General features: G+C 51.4%; 14 protein-coding genes and 1 pseudogene. 6 read left to right on the top strand and 9 right to left on the bottom strand.

Annotation, left to right across the window (positions count from 1 at the left end):
* Positions 1 to 428: 428 nt before the first annotated feature.
* A complete protein-coding gene (gene hemA / locus Q4C79_RS11115; RefSeq protein WP_303091089.1) occupies positions 429 to 1685 on the bottom strand; it encodes a glutamyl-tRNA reductase in 1257 nt (418 codons plus the stop codon).
* Between the two features lie 404 nt (positions 1686 to 2089).
* Here hemA and Q4C79_RS11110 point away from each other — a divergent pair, with 404 nt between their 5' ends.
* From Q4C79_RS11110 to glyA, 4 genes are all read left to right on the top strand, one after another.
* Positions 2090 to 2587, top strand: coding sequence for a hypothetical protein (locus Q4C79_RS11110; protein WP_303091088.1), 498 nt, complete (start codon positions 2090 to 2092; stop codon positions 2585 to 2587).
* 125 nt (positions 2588 to 2712) lie between these two features.
* Positions 2713 to 3348, top strand: a complete 636-nt coding sequence (pdxH, locus tag Q4C79_RS11105) for a pyridoxamine 5'-phosphate oxidase (RefSeq protein ID WP_303091087.1) — start codon at positions 2713 to 2715, stop codon at positions 3346 to 3348.
* Positions 3345 to 3899 (top strand): nucleoside 2-deoxyribosyltransferase, encoded by a 555-nt coding sequence (locus Q4C79_RS11100; protein WP_303091086.1) that lies wholly within the window; start codon positions 3345 to 3347, stop codon positions 3897 to 3899. The genes pdxH and Q4C79_RS11100 overlap by 4 nt, the downstream gene beginning before the upstream one ends.
* Positions 3900 to 4061: 162 nt before the next feature.
* Positions 4062 to 5312, top strand: a complete 1251-nt coding sequence (glyA, locus tag Q4C79_RS11095) for a serine hydroxymethyltransferase (RefSeq protein ID WP_303091085.1) — start codon at positions 4062 to 4064, stop codon at positions 5310 to 5312.
* 129 nt (positions 5313 to 5441) lie between these two features.
* Here the strand turns inward: glyA and Q4C79_RS11090 are convergent, their stop codons facing one another.
* The 6 genes from Q4C79_RS11090 to Q4C79_RS11065 form a co-directional block, all read right to left on the bottom strand.
* Positions 5442 to 6542, bottom strand: a complete 1101-nt coding sequence (locus Q4C79_RS11090) for a metallophosphoesterase (RefSeq protein WP_303091084.1) — start codon at positions 6540 to 6542, stop codon at positions 5442 to 5444.
* Between the two features lie 263 nt (positions 6543 to 6805).
* Positions 6806 to 7609: a Cof-type HAD-IIB family hydrolase gene (locus Q4C79_RS11085; protein ID WP_303091083.1), complete on the bottom strand. Its 804-nt coding sequence runs from the start codon at positions 7607 to 7609 to the stop codon at positions 6806 to 6808.
* Between the two features lie 163 nt (positions 7610 to 7772).
* Positions 7773 to 9317, bottom strand: coding sequence for a helicase HerA-like domain-containing protein (locus Q4C79_RS11080; RefSeq protein ID WP_303091082.1), 1545 nt, complete (start codon positions 9315 to 9317; stop codon positions 7773 to 7775).
* Between the two features lie 144 nt (positions 9318 to 9461).
* Positions 9462 to 10595, bottom strand: coding sequence for a succinyl-diaminopimelate desuccinylase (dapE, locus tag Q4C79_RS11075; RefSeq protein ID WP_303091081.1), 1134 nt, complete (start codon positions 10593 to 10595; stop codon positions 9462 to 9464).
* Positions 10596 to 10622: 27 nt separating this feature from the next.
* On the bottom strand, positions 10623 to 11681 hold the full coding sequence (gene alr, locus Q4C79_RS11070; RefSeq protein ID WP_303091080.1) for an alanine racemase: 1059 nt from the start codon (positions 11679 to 11681) through the stop codon (positions 10623 to 10625).
* A gap of 109 nt (positions 11682 to 11790) precedes the next feature.
* Positions 11791 to 13044: a D-amino acid dehydrogenase gene (locus tag Q4C79_RS11065; protein ID WP_303091079.1), complete on the bottom strand. Its 1254-nt coding sequence runs from the start codon at positions 13042 to 13044 to the stop codon at positions 11791 to 11793.
* A 221-nt stretch (positions 13045 to 13265) separates the two neighbouring features.
* Between Q4C79_RS11065 and Q4C79_RS11060 the strand changes: the two genes are divergently transcribed.
* The gene (locus tag Q4C79_RS11060) at positions 13266 to 13730 is read left to right on the top strand and encodes a winged helix-turn-helix transcriptional regulator (RefSeq protein WP_303091078.1); all 465 of its coding nucleotides are present in this window, start codon (positions 13266 to 13268) and stop codon (positions 13728 to 13730) included.
* Here Q4C79_RS11060 and Q4C79_RS11055 read toward each other — a convergent pair.
* The gene (locus tag Q4C79_RS11055; protein ID WP_303091077.1) at positions 13723 to 14763 is read right to left on the bottom strand and encodes a hypothetical protein; all 1041 of its coding nucleotides are present in this window, start codon (positions 14761 to 14763) and stop codon (positions 13723 to 13725) included. The two genes, Q4C79_RS11060 and Q4C79_RS11055, sit on opposite strands and share 8 nt — an antisense overlap.
* A 248-nt stretch (positions 14764 to 15011) precedes the next feature.
* On the opposite strand from Q4C79_RS11055, the gene dapC reads away from it, so the two are divergent.
* Positions 15012 to 16196, top strand: a complete 1185-nt coding sequence (dapC, locus tag Q4C79_RS11050; RefSeq protein WP_303091076.1) for a succinyldiaminopimelate transaminase — start codon at positions 15012 to 15014, stop codon at positions 16194 to 16196.
* A 426-nt stretch (positions 16197 to 16622) separates the two neighbouring features.
* Here dapC and Q4C79_RS11045 read toward each other — a convergent pair.
* Positions 16623 to 16789: pseudogene (locus Q4C79_RS11045) on the bottom strand (glutamate synthase small subunit); the annotation flags it as partial.

Below are 16789 nucleotides of genomic sequence, written 5' to 3'. Positions count from 1 at the left end.
TGGGAGATTTTATGACTGCATTACTACGGAGCTCTTATTTTAATTGACTATAAAATAAAACTCCGAGATTGGAGCGCGGACGTCCCCGTCCGCAAAATATCCAGAATCATACATAAAAAGCGGACGAAAACGTCCGTGCTCTACCGGAAATTTTATTTGAATCGACTATATTTTTCCTAAGCTTTTCAGACAGGCATTTCTTTGGGTAACAATGAAATAGCAACAAAAATATCGGCTCTCTAACCAAATAAAAGGCTTTGCCGTATACACTGGAAAGCCTTTTGCTATGGGGTTTCAAACACTAATATAGTAGCTTATCAAACTTATTAAATTTAATAGTACAGTAGCCTCATCTTGTTGCGTACTGCCTGACCTTGTACTGTCTATAGCTTCGTCACCTTATTCTATTTTAAATTTAAGCTACTATATTATTCCGGATGTTTGAGATGATAGATCTTAGCCACCGCATCTACCAATTCACTGTCTTTGGCACTGGCTTTAGATAAAGTTGAAGTAGGTGAATGCAGCAGTTTATTGGTAAGTTGTACGGATAATCTTTCCAATACTTCTTGCGGCGGCGTACCTTTGGCCAATTGCTTCATGGCATTCGCCAGTACATGGCGCCGTGCACGCTCTCCATCATCACGCAATGCTCGGATTAATGGAACGCTTTGACGGCTGCGTTGCCAATCTACAAATTCCGCTACTTTTTCATCTACCATCGCCTCAGCTTCGGCAGCAGCCTGTCGACGTGCTTCTTGACCGGTTTGTACGATACCCATCATATCGTCGACGGTATAGAGGTAAACGTCGTTTAATTCCCCTACTTGCGGCTCAATATCGCGCGGCACTGCCAAATCCAGCATAAACATCGGCAGATAGTGGCGCTGTTTCAATGCGCGTTCAACCATGCCTTTACCCACTATAGGCAACTGGCTGGCAGTAGAAGACACCACCACATCATATTGCGAAAGCAAATCCGGCAATTCGCTCAGCAAACGCGCTTCAGCTGGCGAAGCTAATTTTTCACATAATTCTTCAGCACGAGCCAATGTGCGGTTGGCTACCGTGATTTTACGCGGCTGTTTGGCGGCAAAATAAGTGGCAACCAATTCAATCATCTCGCCGGCTCCGATAAACAATACGTTCAGATCAGCCACAGCTGGGAAAATCTGTTCGGCCATTTTCACCGATGCGGCTGCCATGGAAACGGATTGTTCGCCCACGGCAGTGCCGCTGCGTACATCTTTGGCCACCGAAAAAGTTTTTTGGAACAGAGCATTTAACCAAGTATCGACCGTTTCCTGCTCCTGCGCCACTCGCAAAGCATCTTTAATCTGGCCAAGAATCTGCGGTTCACCCAATACCATGCTGTCTAAACCGCAAGCTACGCGGAAAGCATGGCGTATGGTATCGCTGCATCCCAAAGTGTAGAGATAAGGGCGGATTTCCTCTTCTTTCAGCCCCTGATAATTGGCCAACCAGCGGATAACGGCTTCACCGTCCCCCACGCAATAAAGCTCGGTGCGGTTGCAGGTAGACAGGATAACAGCTTCACTGGCGGCATCGCTATCCACCAAATCCCGCACAGCTTCGGGCAGCACAGCTGCAGCAAACGCGATTTTTTCACGTATGCTCAGCGGCGCTGTTTGATGATTCAGGCCGATTGCGGTCAATTGCTGCATAAAAAAGAAAGATTGATGAGGTGTGTAAAAAGCGCTTTATTATAACTGAAACAAGACTTGAGAAAAACGGCAAACCGCTAATTAAACCCTCTTTGGCTGTTGCTTACCCTTCATCTTAGATTAACTTGCCAAATGAATATTCTCTTGGCTTTTTTCAGACAGGCAACCGTTCGTATTTTTTAGATTCTTTACGCCCTTATCGGACGGAATCTATATTTATATTGTTTTCAACCACTCTTAATAACTTATACTGATATATTAATTTATTTATTTTTCAATAAATTGAAGAAAACTCTAAGAGAACCAACTTACTCTTGAGCATACTAACTGAAGAAAATATTTTCCATTTGTGTTATAAATATTCTTTTAAAGCATAACCCCTCTTTTTCTTTTGGCAGGTGATCATGGACAATAATAACGATGTTACGGACAACAAAACCACTCATCCGGTGATTCCAGCTATCGTACTCGCTTTATTACTCGGAGGTATTTTGGGCTTCGCCGGCGGTCGTTTTATGTACGCGCCCTCTCACAGCGAAGAGCCGCTCTATGATGCTCCCGACTCGCCGTCAGTACCGTTTAAGTCTTGGTCTAACGATAACTGGTCTTTCAAACTTTCAGGCGAAAACCAATCGTCTGCACAAATCGCTATGTTGCAAAACAATCAATTGCCGTTTGTTATTACCACCAACGGCGCAGCCAGCCCTGCTTTTTTCAATATTGATATTAACAGCAAACCACATCAGGCCTATGGTACCGTTTCGCTAACCGGCGATCCGGCTTCCGGCTTGATTACTTCGGTAGAGCTATGGTCTAACGACAAACTGTATTCGTTACGCCGTCAGAATGCAGGAGGCGAATGGACGGTGAAAGAATCTGATTTAAATCATGGTTCACGATAAAAAGAAAAGAATAAACTCTTTTTATCACCTGAATCGAATCATTTCAGACAGGCATCTTTACCTGCAATGCCTGTCTGAAACTTTTCAGCATTGTAGACTGCAGGCCTAGCTAATTGGATAACATCATGGATTTGCACGATATCCGCGAAGATTACAGCAAACAGGCACTCTCGGAAAAAGAGTGCGATGCCCATCCTATTCCGCAATTTGAAAAATGGCTGAACGAAGCCATCCGTTCTCAAGTTAACGAGCCGACTGCGGTAAATGTCGCCACCGTCGATGCAAACGGCCGGCCAAGCAGCCGCATGGTGCTGCTCAAAGAAGTTAACCCGCAAGGCTTTGTCTTTTTCACCAATTATCACAGCCGCAAAGGCCGCGCACTGGCTGCCCATCCTTATGCCGCACTTACCTTTTTTTGGCCGGAGCTGGAACGTCAGGTGCGTATCGAAGGCAGGGTGGAAAAACTGGATGAAGCTGCATCCGACGAATATTTCGAATCGCGCCCCTACACCAGCCGCATTGGCGCTTGGGCAAGCGAACAGAGCGAAGTCATCGAAAACCAAGCGGTTTTAGTGAAACGCGCCGCCGTAATCGGTTTGAAGCATCCGCTGCATGTCCCCCGTCCGCCGCACTGGGGCGGTTATCTGGTGATACCCGACTGTTTGGAATTTTGGCAGGGTCGCCCCAGCCGCCTGCACGACCGTATCCGCTACTGGCTGGATGACAACGGCGACTGGATTAAAGAACGATTATCACCATGAGCCGCACCGTTTACGTTTACTGCGCCGGCGGCGATGTCTTTCTACCGAAAACGATGCGCACAGCGGTTTTTGATAACATGCGGCAACTGGCCGCCACACTCTGCGATACCGACATGGAATGCCGCTTGCTGATTCCCATCGACAACGAAATCGATTTCCCAACCGATCACGATACAAACAGCAAACGCAAAACCGCACTTGCCATACGTCTGGCCAATGAGGCCATGATCCGCCGTTGCGATGCGGTGATCGCCAATCTGTCGCCTTTTCGCGGCAACGAGCCGGATTGCGGCACGGCTTACGAATGCGGTTTTGCCCGCGCGTTGGGCAAACCGGTACTTACCTACAGCGACAACATGAGCGAGCAAACCGAACGCTATCGTGATTTTAACTTCCATGCCGCCGCTGCCGACAAACGTTACGCCTACACCGAAATCGAAGACTTCGCCCTACCGTTCAATCTGATGATGTACGGCGACGATTATCCGCTTTTCCCTGACTTTGAAAGTGCACTGCGCCATTTCGTACAACAGCAAAAATCACATTTCTAACCATTATTTTCAGACAGGCATACTCGCGTATTCCGTCGTTTGATGCCTGTCTGAAAAATCATGCTTCATCCGGCTGTTTTTTTTCAGACAGACATAGGGCATACTTTAAATTTCCGCTACAATATAGCGCCTTTATCCCTTTTCCCATACAAGGAGCATTTCATGTTTTCTAAAAGCGTGACCATCGAACAATACGATCCCGAAGTAGCCGCCGCCATTGCCCAAGAAGTCGGTCGCCAGCAAGACCACATCGAGCTGATTGCCTCCGAAAATTATGTTAGCTGCGCGGTAATGGAAGCACAGGGCAGCCAATTAACCAACAAATACGCCGAAGGTTATCCGGGCAAACGTTATTACGGCGGTTGCGAATATGTCGATATCGTCGAGCAGTTGGCAATCGACCGCGTGAAAAAACTGTTCGGCGCAGAATATGCCAACGTTCAGCCCCACTCCGGCTCGCAAGCCAACCAAGCCGTTTACGCTTCGGTATTGAAACCCGGCGACACCATTCTGGGCATGAGCCTGGCACACGGCGGCCACCTCACCCACGGCGCGAGCGTGAACATCTCCGGCAAACTGTATAACGCCGTTGCTTATGGTTTGGATGAAAACGAAGTGCTCGATTACGCCGAAGTAGAACGCCTGGCATTGGAACACAAACCGAAAATGATCGTAGCCGGTGCATCTGCCTACGCGCTGGAAATCGATTGGGCGAAGTTCCGCGAAATCGCCGATAAAGTGGGCGCATACTTGTTCGTGGACATGGCACACTACGCAGGCTTGGTAGCTGCCGGCGAATATCCTAATCCCGTGCCTTTTGCCGATTTTGTGACCACTACTACCCATAAAACCCTGCGCGGCCCGCGCGGCGGCGTGATTTTGTGCCGTGACAACACCCATGAAAAAGTGCTGAATTCAACGATTTTCCCCAGCCTGCAAGGCGGCCCGCTGATGCACGTGATTGCGGCCAAAGCCGTGGCGTTCAAAGAAGCGCTCGAGCCTGAATTCAAAGAATACGCCAAACAGGTGAAAATCAATGCCGCCGCCATGGCTGAAGAGCTGGTGAAACGCGGCCTGCGCATTATTTCCGGCCGCACCGAAAGCCACGTTTTCTTGGTGGATCTGCGCGCGAAAAACATCACCGGCAAAGCCGCCGAAGAAGCTTTGGGCAAAGCGCACATCACCATCAACAAAAATGCCATTCCGAACGATCCGGAAAAACCGTTTGTTACCTCCGGTATTCGCGTCGGTACCGCAGCCATCACTTCACGTGGCTTTAACGAAGCCGATGCCCGCGAGTTGGCCAATCTGGTAGCCGATGTACTGGAAAATCCGGAAGACCAAGCAACATTGGAGCGTGTCGCAGCCGCTGCCAAAGCCTTGTGCGATAAAAACCCGGTTTACGGTGCCTGATTAAGCTAAATCTGTTACGCTGAAAACCCAATGCCTGTCTGAAAAATATATTTCAGACAGGCATTGAGTTTTAAACCATCATTAAGAATTAGGCAGCAAGGTTGTTTTTTTAAACAATAAAATAAAAGCCTAAGAGCCAGACTTGCCCTTCACATCAATCACCCACACCTCGGCCTGCGAGCCTAACCGCAGCGGTACGCCCCAAAAACCGTAACCGGAAGTCACCACATAATGCCCGAAGCCGATTTTTTCATAACCATAAGCACGGCGGTTCACATATTCGGCCAACAGATTGGCCGGGAAAATTTGGCCTTTGTGTACATGGCCGGATACCTGCAAATCAATCGGCAGTTTGGAATGTGCTTCAATATCGCTCGGGCGGTGATCCATCAAGAATACCGGTTTTTTGCCATCGGTTTTCAATAATAACTCGTTAGTCGGCATCCGGCCTTTGGCCAAATTATCCGGCCGGCCGACCAGCCAAAAATTGCCGTTATCCACTTCCAATACTTCATCATTCATCACCTGTATGCCTGCACGGGTTAATTCTTCATTGATTTCCCGTTCCGCTCCGCGTAACAAATCATGATTGCCCATGGTCGCATACACGCCCAGAGGCGCTTTCAACTTCATCAGCGCCGGCTGCATATTTTCGGCGCGGTAAGCTTCCACATCATCATCCATGATATCGCCGGGCATCAGAATAATGTCGACCTTTTCGCGGTTCATCATATCGGCCAATTTTTCCAGCTGGCGCGAACCTAACAGGCGGCCGATGTGCAAATCACTGACCATGCCGATACGTACCGGTTTGGCCATCGGGCGGTCCAAGGTGATTTCCAGATGGCGCACCACCGGCGTATAAGCATTATAGATAGAGATACCGAATAAGCCAGCAAACAGACTGCCGCCCAATACCCGCAACATTGTTTGGGGTTGGCTGTTCGGCGCGACTTTTTTCAAAATAAAATACACAGCCGCGATAGATAGTGCGCAAAACAAGGTAAACAGCAACACCACGCTCCAGCCTATGGCGACTTTCAATATCGGCGACCAAAAACGAATCAGGATATACCACGACAAGAACATGCCGTTGCTGAACAAAAATACCGCCCACATTCCTTTACGATAGCCGACCGTGCCTTTTTGCAAGTTCAGCATCCACAACCAGAAGCGGGCGAAAATATAAGTAAGCGGTTGGATCATCAAACCAACGGTTAAAAATACCATATGAATTTCTTTTGCTAAAACAGACAAAATCGGAGACCTTTCGCAAAACATTCAGCAAAAGGTCTCTTTCTTTTGAAATTCTAATACAGCACGCCTCATATGCCATTACCGCCCGCCATACTGCTGTTTACCACGATAAACGGTCACGCAAACGTGATTTTGACATATGGTTGATTTGGCTTTATTTTGCTTTACCCTGAATATAAAGAGAAGCAAACAACGGATGTATTTGCTTCTCTTATTTTCAGACAGGCATAGTAACATCAGCTGGCGGCTTCGATAACCCCCAGCGCCTGCAATCCCCGATAAATCCCGTCTTCGGTAACCGCCGGGCAAATGTAATCGGCCAGCGCTTTCAATTCGGGATGCCCGTTATCCATCACCACGCCGAAACCGACCGCCTGCATCATCTCCTTATCGTTCAGGCCGTCGCCGAAAGCCATCGCATCTTGCATGGTCAAACCGAGTTTATCCAAAGCAGCCTGAATGCCGCGCGCTTTCGAGCCCTCGGCGGCCAGAAAGTCAACGCCCTGCTCGTGCCAGCGTACGGTTTTTAGGGAAGCGGGCAGTACTGTTTCCACAACGTTATCCTGGCTTTGCGGGTAAAACGCCAGCATCTGGTACACCGGTTCGTTTGCTTCGGGTAATCCGATGCGGTAAGCAACGCCTAATCGGCTCAACGCCGATACCAAGGCTTCGGTTTCATAGGAAACGTATACCTCATGCTCGGTAACGCAAGCATAGGCTATGCCCAGCGCCGCCATCTGTTTGCCGGTTTCGGCAATATCGCTGCTTGCCAGCGGAAAAGTCGCCAAAGCTTCGCCGCGATAGCGGACAAACTGGCCGTTAATCGACACCAGCAATTCCATGCCGGTTTCGGCCATCAGTTGCTTAATTGCTTCAGGCAATACCGAAGGCCCGCGGCCGGTGGCAATCGCGGTGATAATTCCCTGCTCTTTAAGCGCCTGCAAAGCGTTGCGGGTACTCTCTGCAATTCGCCGCTCGTCTTTGATATAAAGCGTATCGTCGATATCAAAAAAAATGATTTTGGGTTGTTGTTTTTGCATAAACTGCATTCTGATCAGTGGTTGTTCTATTGAATCTTAAGAAATATCGCAGTCACTATAACATAATCCGCCTACGCCTTTAAGCCGGCGGCAAGCGTAAAAATGCCTGTCTGAAAACAAGCAACAGGTTTTTCAGACAGGCATAAGGTTGCGTAAACCGATTTTATTTCAACATGTTTTTAATCACGCCCATCACGCTGCGCGAAATGGCGTTGGTGACTTGGCGGTTAATCTGGCTGCCGACGCTGTCGGCCAAATCATAGGCAATCCCTTGATTGGCTTTTTTCCGACCGCCGAACAGGCCGCCGAGCAAGCCGTCGACTACGCCCGGTTTGTCCGCTTCCTTGGCTTGCTGCTTGGCGGCGGCTTTTTCCGCCTTTTCACTTTCAGCCGCTTGGGCTGCCTGTTGGGCGGCTTCGGCGTTTTGCGCACCCAACTCTTGCAAGGCTTCGTATGCTGAATAATTATCTACCATGTCTTTGTAGTGCGGATACAGCGCATCTTGTTGGAAACGGCTGTCGCGCTCTTCTTTGCTCAAAGGGGTAAGGCTGGACTGCGGCGGTAACACAAAAGAACGTTCCACCACGCCCGGCATACCTTTTTCATCCAAGAAAGACACCAGCGCCTCGCCGACGCCCAATTCCATGATCACCTCGGCCACATCCAGATCGGGATTGCTGCGGAAGGTTTCCGCCGCCGCTTTCACCGCTTTCTGGTCACGCGGCGTAAAGGCGCGCAGCGCATGCTGGATACGGTTACCCAGCTGGCCCAGAATGGTATCGGGCAAATCAAGCGGATTTTGGGTAACGAAGTATACGCCCACGCCTTTGGAGCGGATCAGGCGCACCACTTGCTCTACTTGTTTCACCAAAGCAGCCGGTGCGTTATCAAACAGCAAATGCGCTTCGTCGAAGAACATGACGAATTTCGGTTTGTCCAAATCGCCGACTTCGGGCAGCATTTCAAACAATTCGGCCAGAAACCACAGCAAAAACGCGCTGTAAATCATCGGCGAGAGCATCAGTTTTTCCGAATTTAAAATATTGATCACGCCCTTGCCGCCTTCGCTTTGCATCCAGTCTTGCAAGTTCAGCTCCGGCTCTCCGAAGAATTTGTCGGCGCCCTGGCTCTCCAGTGCCAACAGCTGGCGCTGGATGGCGCCGACGCTGGCGGCGGATACGTTGCCGTATTGGGTTTGGTATTGCTTGGCGTTTTCGGAAACGTGTTGCAGCATGCCGCGCAAGTCTTTCAGATCCAGCAGATGCCAGCCCTTATCGTCGGCCACACGGAACACCAGATTGAGCAGTCCTTCTTGGGTGTCGTTCAGGTTCATCAGGCGTGCCAGCAGCATCGGACCCATTTGCGAAACGGTCACCCGAACCGGAATACCGGTTTCCCCGTAAACATCCCAAAAGCGTACCGGGAAGCCGCTCAGATAGTCGGCTCCCAAATTGTATTCGGCAATGCGCTCACCGATTTTGCCCTGGCCGTCGCCCGCATTGCAAATGCCCGACAAATCGCCTTTTACGTCTACCAAAAACACCGGTACGCCCAGCGCACTGAAAGATTCGGCCATTTTGCGCAATGAAACGGTTTTACCGGTACCGGTGGCGCCCGCAATCAGGCCGTGGCGGTTGGCCATTTTGCCGATTAATTCCAAAGGCTGCTTGTCGGCAGCACGCATGGCGATGGTCAGAGAAGTAGTCATATATTCAAAATCCTTTATTTTCTCGCAAATGATGACGGAGTATTGTAACCGAATCGTTTTTTTCCCGATAGTTTTGCCGGCAGCAGGCTTTCAGACAGGCATATAAAACAACATACCCGGTTTTCCTCCGGGTATGTTGTGTCATCAAACCAACAGACGCTTCATCATTTCCTGATAAACCGCCGACAATTCGGGCACCGCGGCCAAATCGATGTGTTCGTCTATTTGATGGATGCTGGCGTTTACCGGCCCCAATTCGATCAGCTCGCGGGCAATCGCTTTGATAAAACGGCCGTCGGAAGTTCCGCCGCTGGTAGAGAGCTCGGCTTCGACGCCGCACACCTGCGCAATCGCCGCCTGCGCGACTTTGGTCAGCTCGCCTGCCTCGGTAAGAAAGGGCTGGCCCGAAAGCGACCATTGCAAATCGTAGTCCAAACCGTGTTTATCGAGAATCTGATGCACACGCTGTTTCAAGCCGCTGTCGGTCGATTCGGTGGAGAAACGGAAATTGAATTTAACATTCAGGCTGCCGGGGATGACGTTAGTGGCACCGGTGCCGCCTTGGATATTGGAAATCTGAAAACCGGTGGGAGGAAAATAATCATTGCCGCCATCCCATTCGGTGGCCGTCAATTCTGCCAGCGCCGGTGCGAAGGTGTGTACGGGATTTACCGCCAGATGGGGATAAGCGATGTGGCCCTGCTTGCCTTTTACCGTTAAATTGCCGGAAAGCGAGCCGCGGCGACCGTTTTTAATGGTATCACCCAAGCGGTTGACGGCGGTCGGTTCACCGACGATGCAATAATCGATGTTCTCGCCGCGCGCTTTTAATACGTCCACCACTTTGGTGGTACCGTCGTGCGCATCGCCTTCTTCGTCGGAAGTAATCAATAGGGCGATGCTGCCCGGATGGTCGGGATGAAGGGCAATAAAACGCTCGCATGCGGTCACAAATGCGGCGATACTGGTTTTCATATCGGCTGCACCGCGGCCATATAGCTTGCCGTCGCGCTCGGTGGGTTCGAACGGCGGCGAAGTCCATTTTTCTTGCGGGCCGCTGGGTACCACATCGGTGTGGCCGGCAAAACACAACAAAGGGGCGCTGATACCGCGGCGCGCCCAGATGTTTTGCGTGTCGTTAAAGTCCAGTTTTTCGATTTCAAAGCCGATTTTCTGCAAACGCTCGATTAAGATGGCTTGGCAATTTTTATCTTCGGGTGTTACCGAAGCTTCGGCGATTAATTGTTTGGTAAGGGCTAAGGTGGCGGTTTCGCTCATAAACGTTTTTCTCTGGCGGATACGGTTTTATTCGATATAGACAAACTTTGCCCGCTTCACATTGCACAATACTTCGTAAGCAATGGTGCCGGCGCTTTGCGCAACTTCGTTTACATTAACATCGTCGCCCCATAATTCTACCTCAGCCGACAAGCCTTCGTGCGAACCGTTGAGCTCTACCGTCATCATATCCATCGATACCCTGCCGATAACACGGCTGCGGTGGCCGTTTATCGCTACCGGTGTGCCGGTTTCGGCAAGACGCGGATAGCCGTCGGCATAACCGCAGGCAATCAGGCCGACGCGGGTGGAGCGTTTGGTGTAAAACGCCGCGCCGTAGCCCACCGGCTCGTGCGGCTGTAACACCCGTTCTGCGAACACACTCGTTACCAAGCGCATCACCGGTTTGATGCGCGGGTCGTTTTCCAAAAAGGGATCGGCGCCGTAAAGCGCGATGCCGGCGCGCCCCCAATCACGGCGTGCCTGCGGATAAGCCAGCATGGCGGCCGAATTGGCCAGGCTCTCTTCGCCGGCCAACCCCTCTACCGCCAGATCAAACGTTTCCAGCTGCATTTCGGTCATGCCGCGATCGGCGTCATCGGCGCAGGCGAAGTGGCTCATTTTCACCACCCCGGCGACTTTGCCGCTTTGCTGCAAGGCAGTAAAAGCGGCGGCGTAATTGTGCGGGAAGAAACCGGCACGGTGCATGCCCGAATCCATCTTCAGCCATACTTTCACCGGCTGTTGCCAATCGTATTGCAACAGACCTTCCAACTGCCATTGGCTGGCCACTACCGGCCACAACCGGTATTGGTCGACCGCTTGGTACTCTTCGTTTTCAAACACGCCTTCCAGCAGCAAAATCGGATTTTCAATACCGTTTTTGCGCAATTCAACGGCTTCCTCCAAGCAGGCCACGGCAAAACCGTCGGCCAGGTCGGCCAGCGCATGGGCGCAGCGCACGGCACCGTGGCCGTAAGCATCGGCTTTCACCACCGCCAGCAGTTTTCCGCCATGAAGGTGTTTCAGGGTTTGGTAATTTTCCCGCAAATGGTGCAGGCGTATTTCGGCTCGCAAGGGACGCACGACGGTTTTCTCCTTATTATTGGACGGCAAGCCTCTCATCACTTACCGTTGCTTTCAGACAGGCATTTTTCAGACAGGCATTCCTGAAAATAATCGATTCAATACAAATTTAACGGTAACGGTTCAAGCCCAAATCATCTACGCGGATTTCCGGCTGAATGCCGCTGGCAATATCGGCCGCCAGCTTACCCGAACCCAAAGACATGGTCCAGCCCAGCGTACCGTGACCGGTATTGAGCGTCAGGTTGTCAAACCCGCTGTAACCGATAATCGGCGTACTGTCGGGCGTCATCGGGCGCAGGCCGCTCCAGAAGGTGGAGCGCGACAAATCGCCGGCTTCAGGAAATAAATCGTTGATTACGATTTCCAGCGTTTCGCGCCGCGCCGGATTTAACCGGATTTGATAGCCCGACAACTCGGCCATGCCGCCGATACGGATGCGCTCGTCGAAACGGGTAATCGCCACCTTATAGGTTTCGTCCAACACGGTGGAAACCGGCGAGGCGGCCGGGTTCACAATCGGAATCGTCAGCGAATAACCTTTTACCGGATATACAGGCACCCTCAGCCCCAATTGTTTCAAGAAAGGATGGCTGAAGCTGCCCAGTGCGCACACAAAATGATCGGCCTCTAAACGCTCGCCGCCGGCATATACCGCGCGTACGGTTTTACCGGCCGTTTCCAGGCGTTCGATGTGACAGTTGAAACGGAACCTTACCCCGGCCTCGCGGCACAACTCGGCTAAACGGGTGGTGAAAAGATGGCAGTCGCCGGTACTGTCTTTCGGTAAATGCAAGGCACCTGCCAATTTATGCGCCGCACCGGCCAGCGCCGGTTCGTATTCCAAGCATTCCTGCGGCGATAATTCGCGAAACGGCACGCCGTATTCGGCCAACACCGCCATATCTTTCTTGGCCGCATCCACTTCTTTTTGCTGACGGAAAATCTGCAAGGTACCCTTATGCCGCCCTTCGAAAGGTAGATTCACATCGCGCTCCATACGGGAGAACATTTCGCGGCTGTATTCTGAAATCCGCACCATCCGCTCTTTGTTGCGCGTATAGCTGCTTACGGTACAGTTTTGCAGCATCTGCCAGAGCCATTGCAATTGATAAAGCGAGCCGTCGGGGCGGATAATCAGCGGCGAATGCGGTTTCGTCATCCATTTGAGCGCTTTTTGCGGAATGCCCGGCGCCGCCCACGGCGTGGTATAACCGTAAGAGAGCTGGCCTGCGTTGGCAAAACTGGTTTGAAGCGCAGCCCCTCCTTCACGCTCGATCACTTCCACTTCATGACCGGCCTGCCGCAAAAACCAAGCCGTACTCACGCCGATAACGCCCGCTCCCAATACGATAACCTTCATACGCCCGCCCTTTTCTCTTTGTAGCCAGCCGCAAAACGGTTGCGGCTGCCAATTTTGTTTATACCGCTTATGCCTGTCTGAAAACATTAAAATCGTTTAACTATTCATAAACAGACAGTGAATTTATATAGTGTATTCAAAATCAGATAGTTTTTTTCACTATATTAAAACGGTAAAATATAATATCATTCCAGAAATTTTCAATTTTTAAGTGAAAACACATGAAAGATCTGGACAAAACCGACCGTAAAATCCTGCGCATCCTGCAACAAAATGCGCGTATCCCGATGACGGAATTGGCCGACAAGGTCGGCCTCTCCACCACGCCGGTAACCGAGCGCGTACGGCGCTTGGAGCGCGAAGGCATCATCGAAGGCTATCATGCCCGCCTCAACCCCCATGCTTTGGGGCAAGGTTTGCTGGTGTTTGTCGAACTCAAGTTGCAATCGAAATCCGGCAATATTTTCGAAGACTTCCGCCGCGAAGCGCTGCTGATTCCGCAAATTATGGAATGCCATCTGATTTCCGGCGAATACGATTATCTGATTAAAGTACGGCTGCCCGATATGTCGGCCTACCGCGACCTGCTGGGGCGGATTCTGCTGCAATTGCCCGCCGCCAGCGAAAGCCGCAGCTATGTAGTCATGGAAGAAGTGAAAGAAGATTTCCGGCTGGAAATCAGTTAAACGACGCTTTGATATTACCCTGAACGCGGTTGTTTTTCGAACTGTCGCGTATCGTCCACCAACCGAGATAACGGGTAAAGCGGTTGCCGGTTACCTCGTTATATTCGGCATAGTCTTTGTTATCCGCGCTGCTGCCGAAATCATACCCGGAATCATCGCGGCAAAATTTGCGCCAGCCGTTGCGCGAAGAGAGCCAAATCATCGGCCGGAAAAAGCGGGCGCTTTTATTATCGAAATAATTGCCGCTGATGCGGTTGTACGAGGGCGTTTGGTGACGGACCATTCCGCGCTCGCCGCAGTTGCGGTAAAGATAAATGCCGCCGTTTTTAGGGTTGGGAAAACGGTTACCGGCAATCAGGTTTTTAGCCGAACCGTCTACCGCCAATTGTTCGCGCGGCGTGGTGACCGCAATCACATTATCAACCAGCACATTATTTGCCGTTTCCGCATCCAGATAAACCGCAGGCCCCTGCGACCAGCCGCCGATACGACTATTACGCAAAGTCACGCCGGTCACCCCCGGGCGCAAATACAGCGGCACCCGCGAGCTGCCGTTGATCTCCAAATTTTCCAGCAAAATATCATAAGGCGCCGCGTTTTGTATCGCGGCGGTGTTGTCGCGCACAAACGAAGCCTGCTTCCAACGCTCGTCGTCCATGCCGCTGATCCGCAACGCACCGTCAATGCGGCAATTGCGTATCGTGATGCCGTGCGGGCGCGACCACCCGTTATCACGCCATTCGGAGCGGATGCTCAAGTTATCCGATTCGCCCTCGCGGCGCACCAAGCGGCTGCCTTGGCAATCCAACACCACCCTGCCGGCCTGTTCACCGATCAGCTCGACGTTTTTTTCCACCACCTGATTCGGCGGCAGGGTGAGCGAGCAATCCAACCTGACGCTGCGCTTATTCGGCGTAACCGCCGCCAGCACTTCCGCCGTTTTCTCAGGCGAACAAACGGGCGCAGGATTATCATCCGCCCAAACCGCAGCAGGCAGCAAACCCATCATCAAACAATAAGGAAGTCGTTTCATACCATTACCTTTGCCTTGAAATAAGGCCGCCGATTATACCCGAAGCCCTGGTTTCGGTCTGCCGAGGAGCCGAAGGTGTGAAAAACGGATAACATAATACTCAATATGCCTGTCTGAAAGCATAATGTGTTTTTTTCAGACAGGCATAGTCTCTCTACAAATGCCTGTCTGAAATCCCATTTGGGTTTAGTCCGGGCCTGATTTAGGTTAAAATCCCGCTTCTTGATGACCCTTCCCGAGCATTTGCCATGAACTCTTTAATGAACCAGTTGCAACCCTACCCCTTCGCCCGTTTGCGTGAAGCGATGCAGGGCGCCCAAGCGCCGGCAGGTATGGCCGCCGTGCCGCTTCACATCGGCGAACCCAAACACCCTACCCCGTCCGTGATTACCGATGCACTGGTCGCTTCATTAAACGAATTTTCGCAATATCCGATGACCGCCGGCCTGCCCGAGCTGCATCAAGCCTGCGCCGACTGGCTGGAGCGCCGTTACGACGGTCTGAAACTCGATCCGGAAAGCGAAATCCTGCCGGTATTGGGCAGCCGTGAAGCGCTGTTTTCCTTTGCCCAAGTGGTCTTGAACCCGCAGGCCGATAATAAAGACATCGTCATCAGCCCCAATCCGTTCTACCAGATTTACGAAGGCGCGGCGCTGCTGGGCGGCGCCGAAATCCATTTTGCCGACTGCCCCGCCCCTAAATTCCTGCCCGTTTGGCAGGATATCGACGCCCAACTGTGGCCGCGCGTAAAACTGGTGTTCGTCTGTTCGCCCAACAACCCCAGCGGCAGCGTCATGCAGCAGGCCGACTGGGATGAATTGTTCGCCCTGCAAGATAAGTACGGCTTTATCATCGCTTCCGACGAATGCTATTCGGAAATCTATTTCGGCGAAAACAAACCGATCGGCTGCCTGCAAGCCGCCGAGCGCGCCGGTCGCAGCAACCGCGGCATCGTGATGTTTACCAGCCTATCCAAACGCTCCAACGCCCCCGGCCTGCGCTCCGGTTTCGTGGCGGGCGATGCCCAATTGCTCAAAGCCTTTTTGCTCTACCGCACCTACCACGGCAGCGCGATGAGCCTGCCCATCCAACGCGCCAGCATCGCCGCTTGGAACGACGAGGCTCACGTCGAACATAACCGCCGCCTGTATCAGGAAAAATTCGATAAAATCGTGCCGATTCTGCGCCGCGCATTCGAAGTCAGCCTGCCCGACGCCTCTTTCTATCTGTGGCTGAAAGTGCCCGACGGCGATGATTTAGCCTTTGCACAAAAACTCTACCGTGAAGCCGCCATCCAAGTATTGCCCGGCCGCTTTATGGCGCGTGAAGGCAAACACGGCAACCCCGGCCAAGGTTATGTACGCATCGCACTGGTGGCCGATATCGAAGTATGCACCGCCGCTGCTGAAAAAATGGTGGCACTTTACAGCTGATTACAGATTAGTTTCCAGCCAATAAAATGCCTGTCTGAAAAACCTTTTCAGACAGGCATTTTATCGTGAAAGCAATGGTTCAATAGCTGTTTCGTCATACTCGGGCTTGACCCGAATATCTTTTTGTTTCTAAAAAATAATATAGCGGATTGAATTTACTTCGATACAAGGCAGCAAGCCGCAGACAGTACAAGTAGCACAGAACCGATTCTGTTGCCGCTTTAACGGCTGACAAAATCGTTCTCTTTGAGCTAAGGTGCAGCAACGCCATAGCGAAGTTAAGTTAATCCGCTATCGATACCCGTTCAAGCCCGACATGACAAAAGAACATTTTCCAAACAAGCGGTTTAACTATTCAAAAACCATGCCTGTCTGAAAAGATTTTCAGACAGGCATGGTTGTTCGGAATTTAAACTAAGCAAATAATTAAACTTCCAAATATTCCATAATGCTCTCCGCCGCATCGCGCCCTTCGGCGATGGCGGTCACCACCAAATCCGAGCCGCGGGTGATGTCGCCGCCGGCAAACACTTTCGGGTTGGCGGTTTGCTGTTTCAGACGGCCTTCGGCGGCGATGCGGCCTTTGCCGTCCA

Origin of the sequence: Neisseria sp. (assembly GCF_030523955.1) — a bacterium.
GTDB lineage: Bacteria > Pseudomonadota > Gammaproteobacteria > Burkholderiales > Neisseriaceae > Neisseria.
The sequence above is the reverse complement of the archived record's forward strand: the minus strand, read 5'-3'. Positions and strand labels throughout refer to the sequence as shown.

What these genes read in the sequence shown, in the direction of transcription:
- Q4C79_RS11090 (WP_303091084.1), bottom strand. Translation starts at nt 6,542, where the DNA reads ATGGTATTTTTAACCGTTGGTTTGATGATCCAACCGCTTACTTATATT.
- pdxH (WP_303091087.1), top strand. Translation starts at nt 2,713, where the DNA reads ATGGATTTGCACGATATCCGCGAAGATTACAGCAAACAGGCACTCTCG.
- hemA (WP_303091089.1), bottom strand. Translation starts at nt 1,685, where the DNA reads ATGCAGCAATTGACCGCAATCGGCCTGAATCATCAAACAGCGCCGCTG.
- dapE (WP_303091081.1), bottom strand. Translation starts at nt 10,595, where the DNA reads ATGAGCGAAACCGCCACCTTAGCCCTTACCAAACAATTAATCGCCGAA.
- Q4C79_RS11055 (WP_303091077.1), bottom strand. Translation starts at nt 14,763, where the DNA reads ATGAAACGACTTCCTTATTGTTTGATGATGGGTTTGCTGCCTGCTGCG.
- Q4C79_RS11100 (WP_303091086.1), top strand. Translation starts at nt 3,345, where the DNA reads ATGAGCCGCACCGTTTACGTTTACTGCGCCGGCGGCGATGTCTTTCTA.
- Q4C79_RS11080 (WP_303091082.1), bottom strand. Translation starts at nt 9,317, where the DNA reads ATGACTACTTCTCTGACCATCGCCATGCGTGCTGCCGACAAGCAGCCT.
- Q4C79_RS11060 (WP_303091078.1), top strand. Translation starts at nt 13,266, where the DNA reads ATGAAAGATCTGGACAAAACCGACCGTAAAATCCTGCGCATCCTGCAA.
- dapC (WP_303091076.1), top strand. Translation starts at nt 15,012, where the DNA reads ATGAACTCTTTAATGAACCAGTTGCAACCCTACCCCTTCGCCCGTTTG.
- Q4C79_RS11110 (WP_303091088.1), top strand. Translation starts at nt 2,090, where the DNA reads ATGGACAATAATAACGATGTTACGGACAACAAAACCACTCATCCGGTG.
- Q4C79_RS11085 (WP_303091083.1), bottom strand. Translation starts at nt 7,609, where the DNA reads ATGCAAAAACAACAACCCAAAATCATTTTTTTTGATATCGACGATACG.
- glyA (WP_303091085.1), top strand. Translation starts at nt 4,062, where the DNA reads ATGTTTTCTAAAAGCGTGACCATCGAACAATACGATCCCGAAGTAGCC.
- Q4C79_RS11065 (WP_303091079.1), bottom strand. Translation starts at nt 13,044, where the DNA reads ATGAAGGTTATCGTATTGGGAGCGGGCGTTATCGGCGTGAGTACGGCT.